This is a genomic window from Legionella steelei (genome assembly GCF_001468005.1).
Taxonomy (GTDB): domain Bacteria; phylum Pseudomonadota; class Gammaproteobacteria; order Legionellales; family Legionellaceae; genus Legionella; species Legionella steelei.
Genome location: NZ_LNYY01000021.1, coordinates 610,164 through 629,392, shown reverse-complemented (window position 1 = coordinate 629,392; position 19,229 = coordinate 610,164). Strand labels below are relative to the sequence as shown.

Sequence of the window (19,229 nt, the reverse complement as noted above, 5' to 3'; positions counted from 1 at the left end):
ATAATTGTCGGATGATGCTGCAATACCGTGGGATGCTTTGTCATCTAGGTCCTTGTGTCGCTGTATTGACTAACTTTTGCATCTCAGCATTAAATTCTAGTAACTCATTATCTTTAAATGCCACAGAAAAAGTATTGCTCTGAGCATCAAAATTTTTCGATTGATCAAAGTGGGGAATATAAAGTTCTAAAAGCCCTTTGACGGTATCCACATCATTTGAATTAATACTGAGAAAATATAGTGGTTTTCGAGCCATTTGATGCATATATCCGGGCATGAGTGTAATTTCAGCTTTATCTCCCAACAGGGTCCTTAGATTGTCCGTAATTACTTTTAATGACTCATTACTGAGTCTTTCCTTTGGTTGTTCCTCTTCGTGATGAAAAACACTATGCTGAGACAAAGCATGTTGGAATCGTTCATCCTTAACTTTTTGTAGCAGTGCAACAAGAGAGCCAATCATCACTGTTGATGGCTTATGCTGTTGCTTTAAACCGGGTTGTAACTCTTGAATCGTAGTGTTGGTATCTATATCTTTATGATTATGAATGCTTTCGCGTATTCCAGTGGCAATAACTTGTATAAAGGGATCGGCTTGTGAAAACTCAGGCATAGTACAAATGGTATCGATACGAGCAATAACCTCATGGGAATAATTAGCCATGACAGACTCCTCACTCTATGATTGTTAATGGTTATTATAGCTTATTTCCATGATGAGCAATATTTGGCCACTGCCAACGCCAATTCATCTTCCCACGGCCTGGTTACAACTTGCATACCTATAGGAAACTGTTGCTGATTCGTGCCGCAAGGAATAACAACTACTGGACACTCAGTTAAAGTAATACTGGCTGTATAACGGATAAGCGGCCAAATCGCATTGGGTTTAAGTGTTTCTCCATGCGGCAGCGCACATTGGGGTGAAACGGGGCATAGTAATACATCGTACGTTTGAAACAGCTGCAAAAATTTGATCTTATATTCATCCCATTTTGCCCAAAGCTTTAAATATTGATCAAGCGTCATTGGACTTTCTGGCAGCTGATTCAACCATGCTTGTACTTGATGAGACACTTCTTTTGTTCCCAATGTCTGCAGAAGATTATTTAAACCTTCGCCTGCATCTGCCTGAAACAATTGAGTTGCAATACCAATCCCCTCTTCAAAAAGTTTTGTTTCTATCGTATCAATCTGCATTCCATCCGCGGCAAATTGCTTGCATATTGCTGCGAATGCAATAGGCATTGCCGGATCCAGATCAGAACAATTTTGGTCGACTAAATACACAATACGCATATTCTTTGCAAAGTTCATTTTTTTAGATGACACATGTCGTTCTGCATAAGGATCAAGACCATCCCCTCCTTGAATCGCATGGAATAAAATGTCTAAATCGTCAATGCAATTGGTCATGGGAGCAATGCGACTGGTTAAAGCCACCCAACCACGTTTCGGCACCACACAGCCTGTTTGAGGTAAACGTCCTAATGAAGGACGTAAAGTATATACACCACAACAATGAGCCGGATATCTGGCGCCACCACCATGATCTCCAGCCAACCCCATTGGCGAAGCATGGCTTGCGATTAATGCAGCCTCTCCCCCACTGCTGCCACCACTTGAATAATTAGGTTTCATAGGATGATTGGTACGCCCATAAACCAAATTATCGGTTTCTAATGAGAGTCCTAATTCCGGCGTATTCGTCAAACCTAAAAAAATACTTCCTTGCTGAATTAAACGAGAAATAACCGTCGTTTCCTGATGGCACAAAGTATTCATTAATCCTTTTGTACCAAAAGTAACAATATGGTTTGGAACAGCATATAAATCTTTCGCCGTAAATGGGATACCAAATAATTCACCAGGTACGAAATTAGAATCTTTAAGCTTCTGATCCGCAGCAAATGCAGCTTGACGCGCAGCCCTAAAATCAGTGTGAATCAAAGCATTTATTTTAGGATTTACCCTTTCTATTTCGCAAATAAAAGAATCAAGTAACTCAGAAACCGTCAATTCACGGCCACGAATTAATTGTGATAATGTCTTAACTGAACACTGATTCAACTCTGACATATGTTCTTCCAATTTATTACAAGGGAGAAATCTTTACTTATCACTTAAAAGAAGTGACCTGCCTAAGAGCCACTGCTATTCAGTTAAAGATTAGAAGCTTAACTTAACGCAGTGTCCCTAAGAACAGGGTACTACCTTACAATAACTGAAATTAGATGTCTAAACCTCAATAAACTATAAGGTTTAATGGTGGCTCTCCTTAAATCAATTAAGAAAGAGCCATTGAGGGTTAACGTACGAGAACATAGCGACCATTTTTAAGTACATAGCGATGGCCATTATGATAAACAACATGCTTATTAGTATAGCCTACTTGGTGATAAGTAGCTCGATGACCAGTTACAACACCAACGCCAGTATCAACTACCTTACCAACTCCATTACCTATAAATGCCCCTGTATTGGCTACATAACCAACCCCAGTACCTACTACGTGAGCACCATAATTTACACCTGCTCCTACGGTTTGATTGCTGTACTGGCTGACGTTATTCATTGTATTACATCCAACTAAGCTTACAGACATAAGCAAAGCTGAATATGTTATTATTCGTTTCATATTTCTCTCCTTGAAGCTGAACACAATGATTGCTATATGTATATATAGTTCATAAATTAACCATTTGTTAGGGATTTGAAGAAATATTTCTTTAGATAGTTGGGAAACTTAGGGATTTGAATTGAGAGCAAGCCTCTTCCGCAAAAGGAGTTTACAAATATGATGAAGACTCTTCGCGGGAGAGGAGAAATACTACCCGTTCAATTTAGAACGTTCCTTGGTAAGACTCTGGACTGTTTTCTTCGAAATTTCTAAAGTTTTCTTGTGCTTGATTGTTCTTTTCAATATCCAAACAATCTTTTCTCTCTGCAGGATCTTTTATGCGCTCACAATTATTGTTTGCATAAGAGTTAGGATTTACTTCATCAGCAGCAAATGCGTTTAATGAAAATAATGCCATAATAAGAACTAATTTTTTCATCATTGCCCCAGGTATTTTTTTTATTAGTAAACCAATCATACCTAATTCATACAATGAAATATAGGCAAACAGAACAATATAAAAGTACTTTGCTTGGATTACACAAACTCATTTTGAATGAGTGTGTGTAATCCAAGCAACCTACAGGATCGTTAAAATGGAGAGCAGTTAGCTAGGGAGAATACTAAACGCTCTATCCAATTTTTCACGATACTCAGTTACTTTTTGCTTTTGAGACTGATCCATCACTAATTGATCACCAGCAGTCACTAGTGCGTAAGGTAATGGTTTGACCGCTGCAGCAAAAAAAGTAAGCTGATTTTTATCACCAACGCTGAGTTTTCCATCGTCTGCTAGTCCCTTCACCATTTTTTCTATCTGATCGCCTTGTGCTATCAATTGCTCGAATTGGTCCTTCGCTTTAGTTGCATAATGATACGTCGCATAGGCACCACCCAATAAGAGAGGTAAACCCACAACAAGTGGCCAAACAGAAGCAATAGAAGCTAAAACCAACACGAATCCCGCGGTAACTGCCAATAAAGAAAGTGCAGTATTACAGCCACTATCAGCTGTAGATAGTAATTGGTGATTCAATGCTGAAATCTTTTCAATAAATTGAGTTAGCCCTTCCTTATTTTTATCAAAAGAAATGTCCTTATAGATATCATTATTATGACTTTGACGCCCATGTATCGCGGCAAGATGGAATAACATCATATCAATAATATGGGCTAGATCGGAGATTTTTCCTTTACGAAGATAGGTCATAACAACATTATGTAGGGTTTTCGACCAGTGTGGTTGTGTATTTTCAAACTCTCGAGCATAAAAGGCTAACTGTTTAGTAAATTGAACAGGTAAAGGCCCTCCAAGATTCAACTCCGTAGTTCCGCCCCAAAATCCAGTATATTGAGGTAAACCACCAGCAAAGGTTTTATTTTTTGCTGTCAGAGTATTCAATAAACTGGCATACATATAAAATTTGGCGAAATGATCGGTATTTTGCTTTTCAATCAGATCACATAAAGAAGACAATTGACTCGAAGGCATGTTGTTCTCTCGCTACAAAAAGTGGCAATCATACCACAAGATGAGACAAAAGATAAATTATTAAGCACTGGCTAGAATGAGCTCCAATTAATAACCAGGAAACTCTTCTGCACGAATATTGTCGTCATCAACACCTGCGTCATTAAGCATACTTCGCGTTGCCGTAACCATGGCTGCAGGCCCTGATAGATAATAAATAGGCTTAGATAAATCATCGATGTATTTTTGCAGCATTTTTTTATCGATATATCCTTGCTCACCATCCCATTCTTTACTTGATTCAGCCATTTTTGTCATAGTAGGAATAAAGTAATAATTAGGATTGTCGTGCTCCAAAGACTTCAATTCATCCAGAAAAGCAGCCTCTTCAGGCTTGCGATTTGAATAAAACAGAAAAATTTGCTGAGGCAACTGATCTTGAGCCGCCTGCATCACAATGCTCCTAACCGGAGTAATCCCTATACCGCCCGTAACAAACACTGCAGGAATCAACTTGTTATGATGTAAGGTAAAAGAGCCACTAGGACCAACAAGTTGCAGGACAGAGCCTAAAGGAAGCGTTTTCAAAACACGCTTGAATGCCGTATCACGCACTCGGGTCGTTATCGTTAACTCTTTTCCATAAGGGGGGCTTGTTAGCGAAAATGCGCGGGTATTTCCTTCCGCATCAGTCTCCGCAGGATTATTTAATGTAAAGTCGCCACATTGCCCTGCTTTGAATATAAAACCCTCCGGTTTTTCAAAGGTAAATGCCATTGTATTTTCAGCGACCTCTTCTCGGTCTAATAGCTTGACAGTAAATGTTGGCATTTGCTCCTCCTTGAAGGTACTAATCCTCATCAATTTAACTGTTTGGTTTCATTTGCTCCATTGCAACAATGTTTTTCAAAAAAACACAACAATCACATTCAAGTTTTATTGGACAACAAAAATCATTGTGATTTTTTTTTAAGCAAATTATTATACTAATAATAAATCATAAAGAATCAATTTACTTACTATGCCCCGACAAAATATTGAGAAAAGTAATAATCGACCTATTAAAATTTCTCTTTTAGGTAGCTCAGGTTCTGGTAAGACGCAACTCTGTACCGTATTAGCAGGCAAAAAATACCATCCAGATTCGTTCCCTTCGATGGGCATGGAGGTTTCAAAATTTCAGTCTGGACTTGATTTTGAAATGTGCACTCTTCCAGGAGAAAAAAGGTATCAATTTATGGGATTTATACAGAATATGATACCTAGCACTGTAAAAGGCTCAGATACCAACATCATATGCATTGATCCATCTGTGAGGGACTCATATAAAGAGGCTTGGTACTATGCGAAAGAGATCCGCAAAACGGATACCAAAGCACCCATTATTATTGCCTTGACACAATTGGATAAAGAACTGCCATGGCAGGTATCTGACGCAGAAATTCAGTGGCTTAAGCAGTACCATGGAATTACAGGCGACACCATTGGCATCAGTGCGACTCAAGGTGAAAAGGGCATTAAAGAATTGCGTACCCTTGCTCTCGCGCTACAAAAAAAACTTCGTGGTGAAAAGGCAGAATTTGAAACAACACTCACTTTAAAAGATGTCCTAGCGAACATAGAAGATTTTTACCAATTAGCTCAAGCTGGTTTAAATGAATTAAAGCAACAAAATAATAAATATCTTAAAAGGCAACACAAACTTTATGCGAAGCTTCCTCCTCAGCTACAAGAACCATTTGATGCGGTAAAAGAATTAATAGCGCAATTACAAAGAACAAAGGACCTTGCAATACAATTGAGTCAGGTTTCTGAAACAACTAAAAAAAACACCCTGCTTACAGAATATCAGTTAGCCGTTGGTTATTTTGTGGAAAACGTGAATAAAAATGTATTAAAAGTAAATCCCCCTCAAAATATCATGAATGTAATACTACGACTGCTGCGCGCCCCCTTTATTGGATTTCGTATGTATAACGACGCTGAGCTTAAAGAGCTACATCGATTCGATCAGCAAGCGCATCTCAAAGAAGAGTTACAAAACATGAGGGCTAATGAAGATCATGAATTATTTACTTTTGTCGCAAATAGTTGATAACGTCAAACAGCTACATATTATGATGGGTTTTAAACGTAGTTAGCTCGATATCCTCTTCGTCAGGCTCAGGACCGGAACTCGTTTGCTCCACAGGCGCTGGTTCCTCTGGGACTTGCTTCTCTGGCTGCTCTTTGAATTCAGTTTTTTTAGATGCTAAAACTGAATTGACATTTTTTAACGTGTCATCGGTTATTTTTGTCATCTCCGATTTTTTCCAAAATATAAAAAAATCTTTCAACCAGCCAAGAAAGCCTAATTCTCGTATACCAGGACGGTTACTTTCAATAGTTTTAGCCTGATGTTGTAAATTGATGATTGTCTCTTGAGGTGTTCTTAAACTAGCCGTTTTAATAAAGATAAGCATATTTTCAGCAGCATTTTTACGGGCATGATAAGCATCTAATAACCTTGGATTTTTATCAGGATTTTCGACAGGTTTTTTATCTAAAAAGTCTAAATAGGATTCGATTTGTTGCTGTACTTCTTGCAAAAACGCTTCAACGGGTAGTCCTTCCAAAGCTTTTTTTGCTGAAACCTCTCCACGCTTGTTCGTGATTCCTTTTAAATGGTGCAAAATATGGTCGTTATTAAACTCTTCTGGTTTATTACACAATATCAAAAGCTGATCCTCGGCCATATGCTTATGCCCGTTGGCTATACTTATTAATTTTATCGTTTCTCTTAGATGGACTTTCTTTAATGCAATATTGTCATCTAATGCCTTTTTTTGCGCCATGAAGTCATCTTTAGGAAGCTTGCCAATTTTATTATACAGATTTTCCAAGTCTTTTTTTAGGACCTCTATCTCAGCTTCTAATTTATCTGCCTCCCTATTTAATTCTGCTACATGATTTTCTATATTATTGAGATGATGAATAAGTCGCGTTCCCTTTGCTCGTATTTGCCCAACATTTTCTTTTATTAAATGGTCAACAACAAAAGCAAATACTTTCTGGATAGTCATTTCTTTAGCCAGCAAAGCTTCCAGCTCTTTACTGCTTTTTGCATTAGTTATATTTGCTATTACTTCTTGGGCTCTATTTTTTTCCTTATATGTAGGTCCTGTAATTGCAACATTAATTTCATCCCGGACCATTTGGCGAATATCTTTTGCTGATTTGCCTTGATTCCCTTCTTGCTTCATTAACGCTGCTTCATTGCTTAATAACGTTATAGCTCCAGACATTATTTGAGTCATATAATACTGCGACTCGAGCCCAAAAGGCAGGCTTAAGACTCCATGTTGAATATTTGCTATGTCGGCAGAAGTAATGTCTGTTTCCGCAAGTAAACTTGCCATTAAAGGAGTAACCTCGTCAGCGCCTAAGACCTCTCCATCATTTAATGGCATATACTTCGTATATAGAAACCGTCCCAAACCTGCTGCCAATGGATAATTTCCCTCTCTTAAGGCATCAATATAATCTTGTGGCTTGAATTTTATTTGGCTTTGTAATTGGGAATGAAAGTTTTCTGCAATAGCTTTGGAAACATCGTCTCCTTTTTCCCCAAGGTTAACAGCATCCATTTTAACTTGATGCCCATCTGCGGCCACAAGTGAAACAGGCTCGGTACCCACTTCGGCGACAACTAAAGAAATATTATCTGTTGAGCCCTTTCCTCCCGCATAAGCTCTGGATATTAAAGCTTCTGCAATATCGTCTGGACCTGAACCAGGATGTTGCGCGATAAATTGACTTACAGTCTCCGCAATTTCAGCGGTTGTTAACGCGTCTGTTTTGAAAAACTTATTGTATGAGGAAATCCCATCCGTTGCTGCGATTGCAAATATCCTATCCCCTTCTTGTAGCGGAATGACATCACGGGTGATATCAGGATCATGCCTTAGTTTATTTTTTTCTTGCGCCCTGTCCCCTATGGAGCGAGTAACCCCTATATCTATTCCTGTAGCATTTCTATCGTTATTCTCATGCAATTCATTGAGTTGCTTGGCGACACGCACTTGTCCATCGGCGCCAACAATGACAAAAATCGCAAGACTATCGCCAACATTACTGGTCACCCCATGCAGTTGATTGGTCTGCGGATCCTTCCATGCAACCAATGAAGTTAGAGTCGAACCAACGGCTTGTTTGTCTCCATACTTTTCTTGCATGAGCCTAGCCGTTTCTTTTAACGCAAACTCTTGTTCCACCTCGGATAAGAGATTAAACCCAGGCATCATCTCTCCAGACACATCATCTTCTTGATGTTGCATGAGTATCATATTGGGAGGTTCACCAAATGCTCCTTGCATTTTTGCAAGCCCGATAGAAGGACCATTGCGTTTTTTGGTATCACCTTCTGTTGAAAAATTATAGCCATCTATTTTGAGCTGAGACATTATTGACTTCTAAAAAAGCACTTTAATTAAATATATACCATCATGATACTTATGCAAAACACATGGCCAGGGATAGTTCTTCACTTTTAAGGGTACTAATTTAAGCCTAAGCCTTTTCTGTCCGAAGGGTCATTTTTCGGTTCTGGTTGATCTGCTTGTTTTAAAACTTCCAGTTTTTGTTTAATCGTCGCAAAGCGGTTCATGAAGTCAAATTTTTGTTTATGATTAAAACTAAAACGTCCTTCTTCTGAAGAATTTGATCTTATTTTATTAATTAGAGCCTCCAATCCTCGTACAAATGCATTAGGATGAGGAAGCTTGGAGATTTCTGTATCTGTAGATTGGATATGGCTATTTAAAAGCTCATGCATTTTTTCATCATCAGGTTCTTCATTAATTCGCAATAAGTCCTTTTGCGCTCGCTGTAATGACTCTATATTTATTTCGTCAATTTTTGATACCTTGCCAGCATTTCCATTACGTATTCTACTCGTTTCTTCCTGATAATGATCGAAAAGGATGTTTAAATCCTTTCTAAGATAAACACCTACAGGTAGACTCCAGGACCTTGCTTGAACTAAAGCCTCATTCATTTTATTATTTTGTTTTTCTTTATAAGTTGCATTGATATATCCATGCATTTGTTCGCCAAGTTTGGTTAACTCTACATAATCTTTTCTACCAAGTGCATCGCGAGCCTGTTCAAGATGCATAGATAATTCCTCATCATCTGTCGCTAATTCTTTTGCACCTTTCAATACAGAGTTTAATTTATCATCAAAAAATGATTGGTCAAAAGACACATGGCCTTTATCTGCAACAACCTTTAATACTAAGGGTAAAAGAATATCTTTTTGAGCTTGGAACAGATTGTTCCTCATCCTGAAATTTAAATCTGTCCATGGAATCTTCGCTGTCTGTAATTGACCTTGTTGATCAAGTAACTCATAAGTCAAGTCATCATCAGTAATTTTTAGATAGATTTTATTTTTTTCTCTGGCTGCATCATCAGGCAACAAACTCAATTCATAGCCTGATGTTTTAGCTGCATTAACAGGATTTAAGTCCTTAATCATTTGCGGTACATTTTCAAGAAATGATAATGATTGCTGTATCGCCTGTGGGTCTCCCCTCTCTCCTGCTAACTTCAGTTCCCGCGCTGGATTAATACCTAACCTAGGAAAATTATAGTATTTGTTATTGACTAAGTTTTCGTGCAAATAATTAAGATATTTGTTGCCTATGAGTCCAGCTGCCCATTCATCACCTAGTTCATGTGCCGCTTGTAAATCTTGAAGTTTCTTATTCTCATCTTTGGAAACTTCAGCTTCAAACCTATAGCCTATGCCAAGATGTGCCTGTTTTAATTCGTCAATTAACGACAAGATCAAGGGGCTATCCGCTTCAGTATTGATCAGAAAATGGGCCTGACACACTTTGGCCATTAAAGGTTCTTCCTTTCCATATTTATCCAAAAACCCCTTAAATTTATCTTTATTTCCTTCCCTAAGTAATGTGAAGTAATCATGCAAAACTGGAGGAGTAGGAGGGGCAATTAATGACTGAAAATGAGCATCAAGTGCTCCCACATTATATATCCTGTCCAACAATGCAAACCGATTCATTACAGCTTTTCTTGGTGGCAATGGCATATATTTAGCCTAATAATTTAGATCGATAAATTAAGTATATACTGCCCTTTAATTATTTCCGTAAATCACCTCTAAGCTGGTAGGTACATATGTCATTCCTACGCAAACGGGAACTTCCAGTTAGCCTTAAACTCGACAGTGCTTGTCCGCGTCATCCATAAGGTGCTCATTCATATCCCTAAACAACTGGATACCGCCGACAACTCGCGCTACATAGACCTTTTAATTGAATTATTTTTTTATAAGTTGTCTATAATATAGACAACAACACTTGAAGCTAACTATCACGTTGGTGAAGGTAGAATTATGGCTGCTGAACATCAAGAAGTAGTCCCATCTAATTTAGGGAAAGTAGATGATTTCCGCAAAATAATTTCTGAACTTGGTATAAAAAATCATAAACAAATGGGCAGATTATTTGGTGTAGAGGATGGTCAGTTTCGCAATATTGGTCAATTAGAACAATTCTTGAAATTGCTTAGAGAAGATCCTCAAATCAAAACTGGAGCTGGTGAAAAAGAGCTTGCAGCAAGAGAGTTTTTGAAAGCTCAAATTGACATGTTAGATGAATATAAAAAATATTTATTAACCGAGCTTACTCTAATAGAGACAGAAAGAAATATAAAAAAAGATGCTGAGGCAGCTGCTGGCGTCCCAGTTGCCATATCTAAATTATCGAACGCTCATATTAACTTAGTAAGTGGACTTGATTCGATTCAACATTCTATAGCTTCTACTGTAAGCACGATCAATGAAGAATTTGAAAAAGACAGTAAAAGCAAAGAGGCGAGAACAGAATTAGTCGCCGCCCTGTTCAAAGTTGCTCTGGGAGTTGTTGGGGCTGGGGCTGTCGGCGATGTCATTGGACAAGTTTTACGAAATATAAACCCTGAAAGTGTCGAGGTGATAACAGGTGCTGCTGGAGAAATATCATTAGCAGAAATACGTAGGGAGTTAGCTAAAGAGTTTGCTCAAGAAACACTTGACACCATTACCGACGAAATGTTGATCCATATGAACAAAGTGGTACAGAGCACGAGTAGCCGCATTAGTTCAAAATTCCAAGATCAGATGACACAATATTTATCTATTCTAAAGAACAGATCTTGTGGAACTATAACTAAAGCAGTAGAAAAAGTTGGGACTGCCACACTAACGCCGGAAGAATGGCGGAGCGCACTTGATGCTGCAAATCAAGCGAAGCTATTAAGTATGAATCCCAATAATTTAGATTCTATTGTAAGCGAAGTAAGACATGAAATGCAGTTAAAAACTTTGCAAGCAAGGGAAAAAATAGCTGTATTGGAATACAGTCAATTATCGCAACCTATCAAAAAAGTCATTGAATTCGCTGCATTGGAAGAAGGGCCTGATTATGAAAAAAGATTTGATAAAAAAATGAGCCCTATTAATGAATATTTTCAAATACATTTTATATGCTCCGTTTTAAGTCGAGAATATCGCAAACCTTCCGCATTAAGGCTTGGCTATCAACCTGTAGATGTAAGCAGCAAATATGATGGCTACGAACCAATGCAAAGAAAGGGACAAATCAAAAATTTCCCAGAGTTTTTAAAACATGAGCCCAAATTATTAATGTTATTTGAACCCGTAGTTTTGACTGGAACGGGGCATTTTGATCAAGCAATGCATAAAGGTGGAGATAAATTGCGTCGATTTTTGGCTACCAAAATTAGCGGAATCAAAGGACATGAAAACATCTATGGTTTTAAGAAAACAGTAAAACGTAGTGATGCCGGAGAGATTGCAAAAAATCAAAAAGGTACTATAGAAGATATGCTGCGTTCATACTCAATAATCGCAACGTTAATGGAAGGGGCAGCACATCATGGGACACCTCAATCCTCCATTCCTGTTTTTAAAGAAGATACCGAAATTCTGTCTATTCTAAAGACACTTATGGAAGCTAATGCATTCTTTGCAACTCATCCAGAGAATAAGGGAGTGCCTCTTGTTACGCCTTTATGTGTCTTTAATCACGACCCCCATTTTATGGATTTAATCACACAAAGGCCTTCTCTTAAACGTCTTTTGGCCAAACTCATGACAGAAGATAATTTTATTTTAAAATGTCTGACCGACCCCAATATTAAAGATCAAAAGGCAGACAGCAAAAGGTTAAACGCAACATTGGATGAATTAATTAAACTCCTCGAATCAACCGTACCGGAAGTCAGTGCTGAACGAATCGTCGAACTTAAGAAGCAGGCAAAACATTATATTACCTGTCAATGTGCCAAAGCATCTATAGAAGCACATATAGAAAATTGCAAACAAACAGCGACGTGGATACTCATAGAAGTCAATGCATTTAACGAAGCGCTTCCAAAGAAAAAAGATTTTAAAAGCATTCACCTTGTTGAAAAGTTAAGAGATACTCCTGCATCAATAACATCAGCTGAGCTTGATCAAATTATTGCTGATCTTAAAGAAATAAGAATAAGTAGTGCTCAGATAGCGAAAGATGCATCAGCGTGGATAAGAGACTTTAGTGCCCTGCGCCATGATATAAAATTGCTTGAAGAGTTATATTCTATCCAAGATGCTATGCATATAGGATTACGCAGAATTGCAGCAAGATCTCCCGTAATAAGACGATCAATATCTCCAGACTCACATAGTTTTTCTGATTCTCCCATCAACGCGACGCCTCCTAACACACCTCTTGAGGAACCAAGGATAGAACGACACGCTAAGTCTCATGCAGCGAATAGTTTTTTTAGTAAACCAGCAGATCCCCAAGATAACCAAGCCGCTCCTGATCCATCGAAACCACCTAAGTCACCTCAGACCTAAGAGATACCTCACTTCCTCTAATAACTTAGGCTTTTTGGATAAATTGATTGATAGAAATATTCGATCGTAATAAGGTAGGAATTATCTGACCTGTACTGTCACAATCAAGTTTTTTCTTGATATTTTCGAGGTGCTTATCCACAGTGCGTTTGGATACTTCTAAAATATTTGCAATACGTTGCACATTAAAACCATAGTAATAAAGGTAAATAATCTCTTTTTCTTTTAAGGTCAGTTGTCTTGCAGACATAAAGTTAAACGGCAGAGTATTAAAATCGAACACTGTATCATTGACCATTTCATGCAGTTTTGGGGAATTCTCTTTTTGCCCCAAAATGATTTTTTTTAAATTTAGGGAATGGTCGGGTTCATATGACTCTGCGAGGGCATTCATTTCAATATTAAAATCATTCGGTAAAATTAGGGTATTGTCCTTAGTTAATAACCGCCTACCACGAGTAGCAAGATCCTGACTGATTACCTTTAAAATATCGATGTTATTAAGAATAAAATTATTCGACTTTTGCGCACTGGAAGTTGATGCAAAAGTATAAATTTCTGTATAGTCCGCATGCTCATGAACCATATCAAAAAAATAAACATATCGTTGCTCAACCAATGTTTCTTTGAGTGAATCTGCTAACATCCCGTCATTCATAACATCTGACGCATAAAAGTCACTCTCTCTTTGAAGCGAATTGATAATCTGATCAGTAAATAACTCCTTTTTAAGGAACACATCGAGAAGCGAATTATCTGACATCAACTGCAGACAACGTCCGTTTAAATCATAATAGAAATATCCCCAGCTATAGATAGGCGTATTTGCAAAAATATGCTTGTAGAGGCTTTCTAGATAAGAAGTATACATCTTCATATTATTAAAAACTTTCATAGCATATTCCATTTTAAAAACATCGCTGATTTATTATTAGTATAGTCTCATGAGAGGCATGTTTGTTGAATTAAATAAGTAACCTGGCCTGGCTGCTTGCAGCTGGGACCAGGACTTCATTTGGACTTTATCAATTTATGGAATTTAGCAGCTCCTGGTTGCAAGCAACCAGGCTACATTTTTCTACTTGCCCTGAAACGTTACCATCGAATAAGTTTCAGCTGTATAGTATGGAGCTTGATCCACTTGATATTCTTTAGCTAACTCTGCGGCTGGTTTATGATCCACGCATTGTATTCCCAGCTCTTTGCAAAGAGAAACAATTTCATTGGGTTCAAAAAATGTTTTGAAGGGCGATTTTTTACTGGCAAACTCATCTAATGTGGTTTCTAGACTTTTTTCTTTAGCAGATGAGTCCAATTGTTGTTTTCCTGTTTGCATCAAAGCATGCATATAGTCGAAGGTAATAATTAAGTGGCTAAATTTACTAGATAAATCACGTAAGATTCTAATGACCTCTTCTTTTTCAAGATAGAATGTATTGCCTTCCCATAAAATTAACGTTGGTTTTGTGAAATCAATATCATTTTTTGTTAATTCTGCAATTAAATCGCCTTTAACATAATCCAGCCCGATATAAGTAGCATTTTTGTTAACCTGTTGCTCCGCATAAATTTGTTCTTTACATTTTAAAATTTGCGGCTGGTCAATTTCAAAAAAGCGCACACCCAATTGCTGTGTATATTTCATTTTGCGAGCAGGTAAGGTATCAAAGCCACTGCCTAAAATGATGACTTGCTTTACTTCTTTGTTTTTCACCGCATCGGATACGGTTCGTCTAAAAAAGCGTGTTCTCGTCGCTAAAGGCAGCCACATTCTTTTATCTAATCTTTGTTCTGCTTCTTCTTTTACCTGTTCACTAACAAAATTTTGCATCAGGGGATCTTTAAATAAATCTTTTTCTCTTGTGCCTTGTTTTTGTGTTAATGTGGGCCAATTCTCTTTAGATTTAGCCTGATTTTTCCAATAGTTTGCTAATAAGGAAGTAGTAGCAACATTATGCTCTTTTAAAATTTTTTCTTGCATAAACACGATTCTCTTATTTTAATAATTCATCTACAATCTGCCCTGCACCTGAATAATAGGCGGCATGGTCGGCATCTAAATATATAATATTGTCAGTAACTTCTCTACTCATACGTAATTGATCACTTAGGAATAGCGCGTGATCATATCGGCAAACCAAAGAGCGTTTAGCAATACGAGTAAATTGTTCGCCAAGATGAACTGACTCAGTAAATGGCCGCAAAGGTTGCGCTTGCAATTGAGTCAGCGCTTTTTCAACATCCTCGCTACTGCAGCAGTTAAAAAGAATATCGACTAACAGAGGTGAACATTGCAGGCGAATTTCTTGTAAAGGCTCATCAATAATTAAAAAAGGTGTGAGTTTATGTGATTCGGATTCTTGCGCTAATGAAAACAACGACGTCTGATCTTGTGGCACATAACCCGCGACAAAAATGAGTTCGCGAATAGCATCAGGAACTATTTCAGCAACCCCTGAAATAACTAACCCTGCCATACTATGGCCAACCAGTGTCACTTGTTCTTGTTGCTGTTGAATTAATGTCACAACACGATGTACATAATCAGCAAGACCTATTGACCCGCTGATTTGATTATTTAAGCTCCCATGGCCTGGCAAATCTGGCGTATACACTTTATGTCCTTTCAAGGAAAGCGCTTTTGCAATACGTTTCCAACACCAAGAGGCATGCCAAGCTCCGTGAATTAGGATAAATGTTCGAGAGTTTTGCATAAAATTATATTTCGCTAAAAATACTAATCAATTTAATGCTTATCTTAAGAAAATTGAGACATTAAGTAAAAGGCCTATAATAGAAAAATAACCGAACTGACTTTTCGCAAAATGAACACACAAACTGAGTTTTCAAAGGAAGTGCTAAAGTTAATTAAATCAATACCACGAGGTAAGGTTGCAACCTATGGGGATATTGCCAGACTAGCAGGTCACCCACAAGGAGCACGTGGTGTCGGATGGCTTCTGCACTCGTGTACTGGAAGTCATAATCTTCCCTGGCAACGGGTGTTAAAATCTGGAGGAAAACTTTCTTTTCCTGCCGATACCCCTCAGTATTTAGTACAAAAAGAACTATTAGAAAAAGAAGGCATTGCCATTATTAAGGGTTATGTTGATTTAAAGAAATACTCTTGGCAGGGTGAGCTATAGCGAACGATGATACACATTTTGACGTAGGTCGGCCCAAGGTCCAACCTACGATTGTTCGATGAAAGCACTTAAGGTTTTTGCCAAACCAGAGACCCTGTATGTCTGTTAAGACAGGTAATATAAGTTTTTGTCCCTTTACGGTCTTTAGAAAAAACAAAAACAAAATCACCTGCAAATTGCCATGATAATATTTTCGCATGGAACGGCGCATTCCATAAACGTACTCCAGCATATGTGTACGCGGTAACATGATCTTCGCTATCAAATGTTGAAAGAACCATCACAGAATCAGGAGTAAGCTTCATTCGCTCTTGTTGGAACTCATAATCATCTACTGGGACAACCGCAGCGGTATCCGCTCCTGGTGCAGCCAAAGCTTGGGCGCTCAGCGTGGTAGAAAATAAAAATCCAAGCAACGTCATTCGAAACAATTTCATATTAAAAACCTCTTGAAATGTAAAATAAAAGGATACGCTCTGCGGTCAACTTTTCCATGAAACGTATAGGACAATTCGATTCAATTTAAGTATCGTAAGAATCCCAACGGAAAATACAATTATTCTACCTTTTTGTAAACTATTTGAGATTACTGACAATTTAATTACTTACAAGACCTATGCCTGACTCAAACAACACAAATAATCCCCTCTCCCCAAAAAAGGGAATTTAATGGCATTGGTAGGTCGGGTCTAGGCCCGACAATTATTTGAATAAAATGCGGATTTTTTTCCCAAAAAATTCTTTAATAACAGCCATAGAATCATCTCAGAGAAAGGCTTACTATAGCCGCCTAACCGTATTGACTTTAGAGGGAACGATGAAAGAACTGATTGACGCAATGACATCTAATCCAGATGAATTTATCCACTTAATTTCAGAAAAATCTGATGGTTTTTCCCAAGAATATGCCGCCTTTTTAGATTCTATTGATCCGTTAAAAGACTTACATGAGCTATTTGAACTTAAGGGTTTGACTCCTTTTGCCGGCCATTCCTTAGGACCTGTATTCAAACCTGCTGTGAAAGAAATAGAGCGAATTAATGAGTTACAAGCATCACAGTTACATGAAGGACATTTCCCCGAAACTCGTGAACATGGCGGTAATTGGTTTGATTGTGATATTGAAGAAGAAGCCATCAAAGCCATGCAAGCAATGCTAGGCTTTTCTGATCCTTGTGAATTTCTCTATACTCAAGAAGGCTTATCTTCAAATTTAGGTCGTTTGGTGGATACCTTTTATCGACCAACACTCATGGATTGGCAATCAGGAAAAACTGGTTTTTGTCATTTAGGAAAAGAGTTTTTTTCCGATCAAGCAGTCATAGAATCTGTATTAAAAAGAGGGATACAAACAGCCAAGGGTTTTGGTGTTTTCAGTGCGTCGATGCCAGCTCCTAGCCCCTCCTCCCTTGCCCTAAAGATCCTACCTGATGAAAAAGGACTCTATAGTGAAGAGGTCATTATTCATTTTGTCAAAGAGCATGCCGCGCAAATGCAAATCCTGCACTTATCTGACATTGTATTTAGTACCGGACAACGTCTTGACATCACGCGAATCTTAACTGAATTAAAGGATACGATAGAGCAACATCATATTATTGTTGGCTTGGATTTAGCGCATACCGTAGGAAATAGAACTTTAAATCTATGTGAATTACCCGTCACCTACGCGGTGGGTTGTGGCTATAAACACATTTGTGGTTCTGCAGGCAGCGGCTTTGGTATTTATGTTAACAAAAATACAGATTTGGAAAAATATCCACCCATTCAAGGATGGAAAGCAGCTGCTTCTGACAAAGTTTTTGACTTAATTGATGGGTACGCTTCTGAGATTATGATGCAAAAAGGAGCATGGGCTTTTAGATGCAGCAACCCCTCCCCTGTTGCGCTTGCACCAGTAAAAACTTATATCAAAACAATGAGTCAGATAGGCTGGGATAAATTAAATGCCAAATCAGAATGTCTTACTCGCTATATGCATGCTCTAATCCAACAACATTTAGGCGATAAAATTGAATGGATTACCCCTGACGCCCCTAAAAAATGCGGAGCTATGTTGGTTTTTCGCGTTAAGGGTATTAGTGATGTCAGACAAATAGAAACTTTACTAAAAACAGCAAATGAATTAGGAGCGTTTGAAATAGACGTCCGTCCTCCTAATAATATTCGTGTTACTGCACATTATGGATATACTCAATTTACTGATATACATAAAATGGTTGCGCGCCTCGAACAAGTGGTGCATCTGTTACTGGAACAAAAAAAGCAAGAAAGCTTAACTTTAACCTCAATAAAACAAGGCAAAGAAAGTGGTTTTTTCGAGCAAAAAATTGGGAAAACAGCCCCTTTTAGCCCACAGCATGCTCAAGCAAGTAAAGAACAAGACAGTTTAATGTTAACATCCATAGAACAACGCAGAGAAAATGGTTTTTTCGAACAGCAAACTAGTGAAACAAACCCAAATCCTTCTAGCCTACAGCATACCCAAGCAGGTAACGGAGGCTTTATCCCTTAGCTTTACATTAAACTAGTAAGAATACATTTATATATTCATGTCATTCCCGCGCAGGCGGAATCCATCTATAAATTAGGAACAATGATAAGTTTGTGAATAGATTCTCGCCCGCGCGGGAATGACATACGATTTTTTTCAACATAGCTCTTGTGAGAAGAGAGTTATCTTTGAGGATATAGCATTGAGTCTTGATGTTTTGATTCATTCCATATTTCATCTTCAGATAAACTCGTTTCTATAAACTCGATTACAGCACCGTATTCCTCAATGATAGCAACTCTAAAGTTTTTTAAAGGAAAATAAGGTTCGAGAAGAACATGTTTTCCTTGTATGGCTTCATCAATACAGGTCACTTTATAGGCTACATGCGGTTGAGTTTGAATCAGCGGATGTAGCGGACAATTAGGACCAAATCGATGATATTGAATGCGTCCAGGTAGCTCCCCTTCTGAAGTATACATATCCATAACAGGACTATAACGCTCGCCCGGGCGAGGTTCTGTTATCGGGATGCCAACATGATGATATTGATAGTTCATAATAGACCTTAAAAATGTTTTTATTTA

17 protein-coding genes are annotated in these 19,229 nt (G+C 38.0%); 4 read left to right on the top strand and 13 right to left on the bottom strand.

Annotation, left to right across the window (positions count from 1 at the left end; genetic code table 11):
- Positions 1 to 40: 40 nt before the first annotated feature.
- The 6 genes from Lste_RS17330 to Lste_RS17305 form a co-directional block, all read right to left on the bottom strand.
- On the bottom strand, positions 41 to 664 hold the full coding sequence (locus tag Lste_RS17330) for a hypothetical protein (RefSeq protein WP_058512229.1): 624 nt from the start codon (positions 662 to 664) through the stop codon (positions 41 to 43).
- A gap of 41 nt (positions 665 to 705) precedes the next feature.
- The gene (locus tag Lste_RS17325) at positions 706 to 2,079 is read right to left on the bottom strand and encodes an amidase (RefSeq protein WP_058512228.1); all 1,374 of its coding nucleotides are present in this window, start codon (positions 2,077 to 2,079) and stop codon (positions 706 to 708) included.
- Between the two features lie 229 nt (positions 2,080 to 2,308).
- Positions 2,309 to 2,638 carry a hypothetical protein gene (locus Lste_RS17320; protein ID WP_058512227.1) on the bottom strand — a complete coding sequence of 110 codons (330 nt, stop codon included), beginning with the start codon at positions 2,636 to 2,638 and terminating at the stop codon, positions 2,309 to 2,311.
- Positions 2,639 to 2,843: 205 nt separating this feature from the next.
- Positions 2,844 to 3,098: a hypothetical protein gene (locus Lste_RS17315; RefSeq protein WP_237760522.1), complete on the bottom strand. Its 255-nt coding sequence runs from the start codon at positions 3,096 to 3,098 to the stop codon at positions 2,844 to 2,846.
- Positions 3,099 to 3,227: 129 nt separating this feature from the next.
- Positions 3,228 to 4,112: a hypothetical protein gene (locus Lste_RS17310; protein ID WP_058512226.1), complete on the bottom strand. Its 885-nt coding sequence runs from the start codon at positions 4,110 to 4,112 to the stop codon at positions 3,228 to 3,230.
- Between the two features lie 87 nt (positions 4,113 to 4,199).
- Positions 4,200 to 4,922, bottom strand: a complete 723-nt coding sequence (locus Lste_RS17305; RefSeq protein ID WP_058512225.1) for a ferredoxin--NADP reductase — start codon at positions 4,920 to 4,922, stop codon at positions 4,200 to 4,202.
- A gap of 190 nt (positions 4,923 to 5,112) precedes the next feature.
- Here Lste_RS17305 and Lste_RS17300 point away from each other — a divergent pair, with 190 nt between their 5' ends.
- Positions 5,113 to 6,186 (top strand): P-loop NTPase family protein, encoded by a 1,074-nt coding sequence (locus Lste_RS17300; protein ID WP_058512224.1) that lies wholly within the window; start codon positions 5,113 to 5,115, stop codon positions 6,184 to 6,186.
- 13 nt (positions 6,187 to 6,199) lie between these two features.
- Here the strand turns inward: Lste_RS17300 and Lste_RS17295 are convergent, their stop codons facing one another.
- Positions 6,200 to 8,533: a PP2C family serine/threonine-protein phosphatase gene (locus Lste_RS17295; RefSeq protein WP_058512223.1), complete on the bottom strand. Its 2,334-nt coding sequence runs from the start codon at positions 8,531 to 8,533 to the stop codon at positions 6,200 to 6,202.
- Between the two features lie 95 nt (positions 8,534 to 8,628).
- Positions 8,629 to 10,158 carry a hypothetical protein gene (locus Lste_RS17290; RefSeq protein ID WP_157070787.1) on the bottom strand — a complete coding sequence of 510 codons (1,530 nt, stop codon included), beginning with the start codon at positions 10,156 to 10,158 and terminating at the stop codon, positions 8,629 to 8,631.
- Positions 10,159 to 10,491: 333 nt separating this feature from the next.
- Here Lste_RS17290 and Lste_RS17285 point away from each other — a divergent pair, with 333 nt between their 5' ends.
- Positions 10,492 to 13,002, top strand: coding sequence for a hypothetical protein (locus Lste_RS17285; RefSeq protein WP_058512221.1), 2,511 nt, complete (start codon positions 10,492 to 10,494; stop codon positions 13,000 to 13,002).
- Positions 13,003 to 13,027: 25 nt separating this feature from the next.
- Here the strand turns inward: Lste_RS17285 and Lste_RS17280 are convergent, their stop codons facing one another.
- The 3 genes from Lste_RS17280 to Lste_RS17270 form a co-directional block, all read right to left on the bottom strand.
- The gene (locus Lste_RS17280; RefSeq protein WP_058512220.1) at positions 13,028 to 13,897 is read right to left on the bottom strand and encodes a helix-turn-helix transcriptional regulator; all 870 of its coding nucleotides are present in this window, start codon (positions 13,895 to 13,897) and stop codon (positions 13,028 to 13,030) included.
- 183 nt (positions 13,898 to 14,080) lie between these two features.
- Positions 14,081 to 14,983 (bottom strand): class I SAM-dependent methyltransferase, encoded by a 903-nt coding sequence (locus Lste_RS17275; RefSeq protein ID WP_058512219.1) that lies wholly within the window; start codon positions 14,981 to 14,983, stop codon positions 14,081 to 14,083.
- A 13-nt stretch (positions 14,984 to 14,996) separates the two neighbouring features.
- Positions 14,997 to 15,716, bottom strand: coding sequence for an alpha/beta hydrolase (locus Lste_RS17270; RefSeq protein ID WP_058512218.1), 720 nt, complete (start codon positions 15,714 to 15,716; stop codon positions 14,997 to 14,999).
- Positions 15,717 to 15,827: 111 nt separating this feature from the next.
- On the opposite strand from Lste_RS17270, the gene Lste_RS17265 reads away from it, so the two are divergent.
- Entirely contained in the window at positions 15,828 to 16,148 is a 321-nt protein-coding gene (locus tag Lste_RS17265; RefSeq protein WP_058512217.1) for an MGMT family protein, read from the top strand.
- A gap of 68 nt (positions 16,149 to 16,216) precedes the next feature.
- On the opposite strand, the gene Lste_RS17260 is transcribed toward Lste_RS17265, so the two are convergent.
- A complete protein-coding gene (locus tag Lste_RS17260; RefSeq protein WP_058512216.1) occupies positions 16,217 to 16,585 on the bottom strand; it encodes a hypothetical protein in 369 nt (122 codons plus the stop codon).
- A 380-nt stretch (positions 16,586 to 16,965) separates the two neighbouring features.
- Between Lste_RS17260 and Lste_RS17255 the strand changes: the two genes are divergently transcribed.
- Entirely contained in the window at positions 16,966 to 18,663 is a 1,698-nt protein-coding gene (locus tag Lste_RS17255; RefSeq protein ID WP_058512215.1) for an aminotransferase class V-fold PLP-dependent enzyme, read from the top strand.
- A 161-nt stretch (positions 18,664 to 18,824) separates the two neighbouring features.
- Here the strand turns inward: Lste_RS17255 and Lste_RS17250 are convergent, their stop codons facing one another.
- Positions 18,825 to 19,202 carry a hypothetical protein gene (locus Lste_RS17250; protein WP_058512214.1) on the bottom strand — a complete coding sequence of 126 codons (378 nt, stop codon included), beginning with the start codon at positions 19,200 to 19,202 and terminating at the stop codon, positions 18,825 to 18,827.
- Between the last annotated feature and the right edge of the window lie 27 nt (positions 19,203 to 19,229).

Excerpts from the sequence above, each read along its gene's own strand:
- Lste_RS17330 (WP_058512229.1), bottom strand. The coding sequence starts at position 664 with ATGGCTAATTATTCCCATGAGGTTATTGCTCGTATCGATACCATTTGT.
- Lste_RS17325 (WP_058512228.1), bottom strand. The coding sequence starts at position 2,079 with ATGTCAGAGTTGAATCAGTGTTCAGTTAAGACATTATCACAATTAATT.
- Lste_RS17320 (WP_058512227.1), bottom strand. The coding sequence starts at position 2,638 with ATGAAACGAATAATAACATATTCAGCTTTGCTTATGTCTGTAAGCTTA.
- Lste_RS17315 (WP_237760522.1), bottom strand. The coding sequence starts at position 3,098 with ATGATTGGTTTACTAATAAAAAAAATACCTGGGGCAATGATGAAAAAA.
- Lste_RS17310 (WP_058512226.1), bottom strand. The coding sequence starts at position 4,112 with ATGCCTTCGAGTCAATTGTCTTCTTTATGTGATCTGATTGAAAAGCAA.
- Lste_RS17305 (WP_058512225.1), bottom strand. The coding sequence starts at position 4,922 with ATGCCAACATTTACTGTCAAGCTATTAGACCGAGAAGAGGTCGCTGAA.
- Lste_RS17300 (WP_058512224.1), top strand. The coding sequence starts at position 5,113 with ATGCCCCGACAAAATATTGAGAAAAGTAATAATCGACCTATTAAAATT.
- Lste_RS17295 (WP_058512223.1), bottom strand. The coding sequence starts at position 8,533 with ATGTCTCAGCTCAAAATAGATGGCTATAATTTTTCAACAGAAGGTGAT.
- Lste_RS17290 (WP_157070787.1), bottom strand. The coding sequence starts at position 10,158 with ATGAATCGGTTTGCATTGTTGGACAGGATATATAATGTGGGAGCACTT.
- Lste_RS17285 (WP_058512221.1), top strand. The coding sequence starts at position 10,492 with ATGGCTGCTGAACATCAAGAAGTAGTCCCATCTAATTTAGGGAAAGTA.
- Lste_RS17280 (WP_058512220.1), bottom strand. The coding sequence starts at position 13,897 with ATGAAAGTTTTTAATAATATGAAGATGTATACTTCTTATCTAGAAAGC.
- Lste_RS17275 (WP_058512219.1), bottom strand. The coding sequence starts at position 14,983 with ATGCAAGAAAAAATTTTAAAAGAGCATAATGTTGCTACTACTTCCTTA.
- Lste_RS17270 (WP_058512218.1), bottom strand. The coding sequence starts at position 15,716 with ATGCAAAACTCTCGAACATTTATCCTAATTCACGGAGCTTGGCATGCC.
- Lste_RS17265 (WP_058512217.1), top strand. The coding sequence starts at position 15,828 with ATGAACACACAAACTGAGTTTTCAAAGGAAGTGCTAAAGTTAATTAAA.
- Lste_RS17260 (WP_058512216.1), bottom strand. The coding sequence starts at position 16,585 with ATGAAATTGTTTCGAATGACGTTGCTTGGATTTTTATTTTCTACCACG.
- Lste_RS17255 (WP_058512215.1), top strand. The coding sequence starts at position 16,966 with ATGAAAGAACTGATTGACGCAATGACATCTAATCCAGATGAATTTATC.
- Lste_RS17250 (WP_058512214.1), bottom strand. The coding sequence starts at position 19,202 with ATGAACTATCAATATCATCATGTTGGCATCCCGATAACAGAACCTCGC.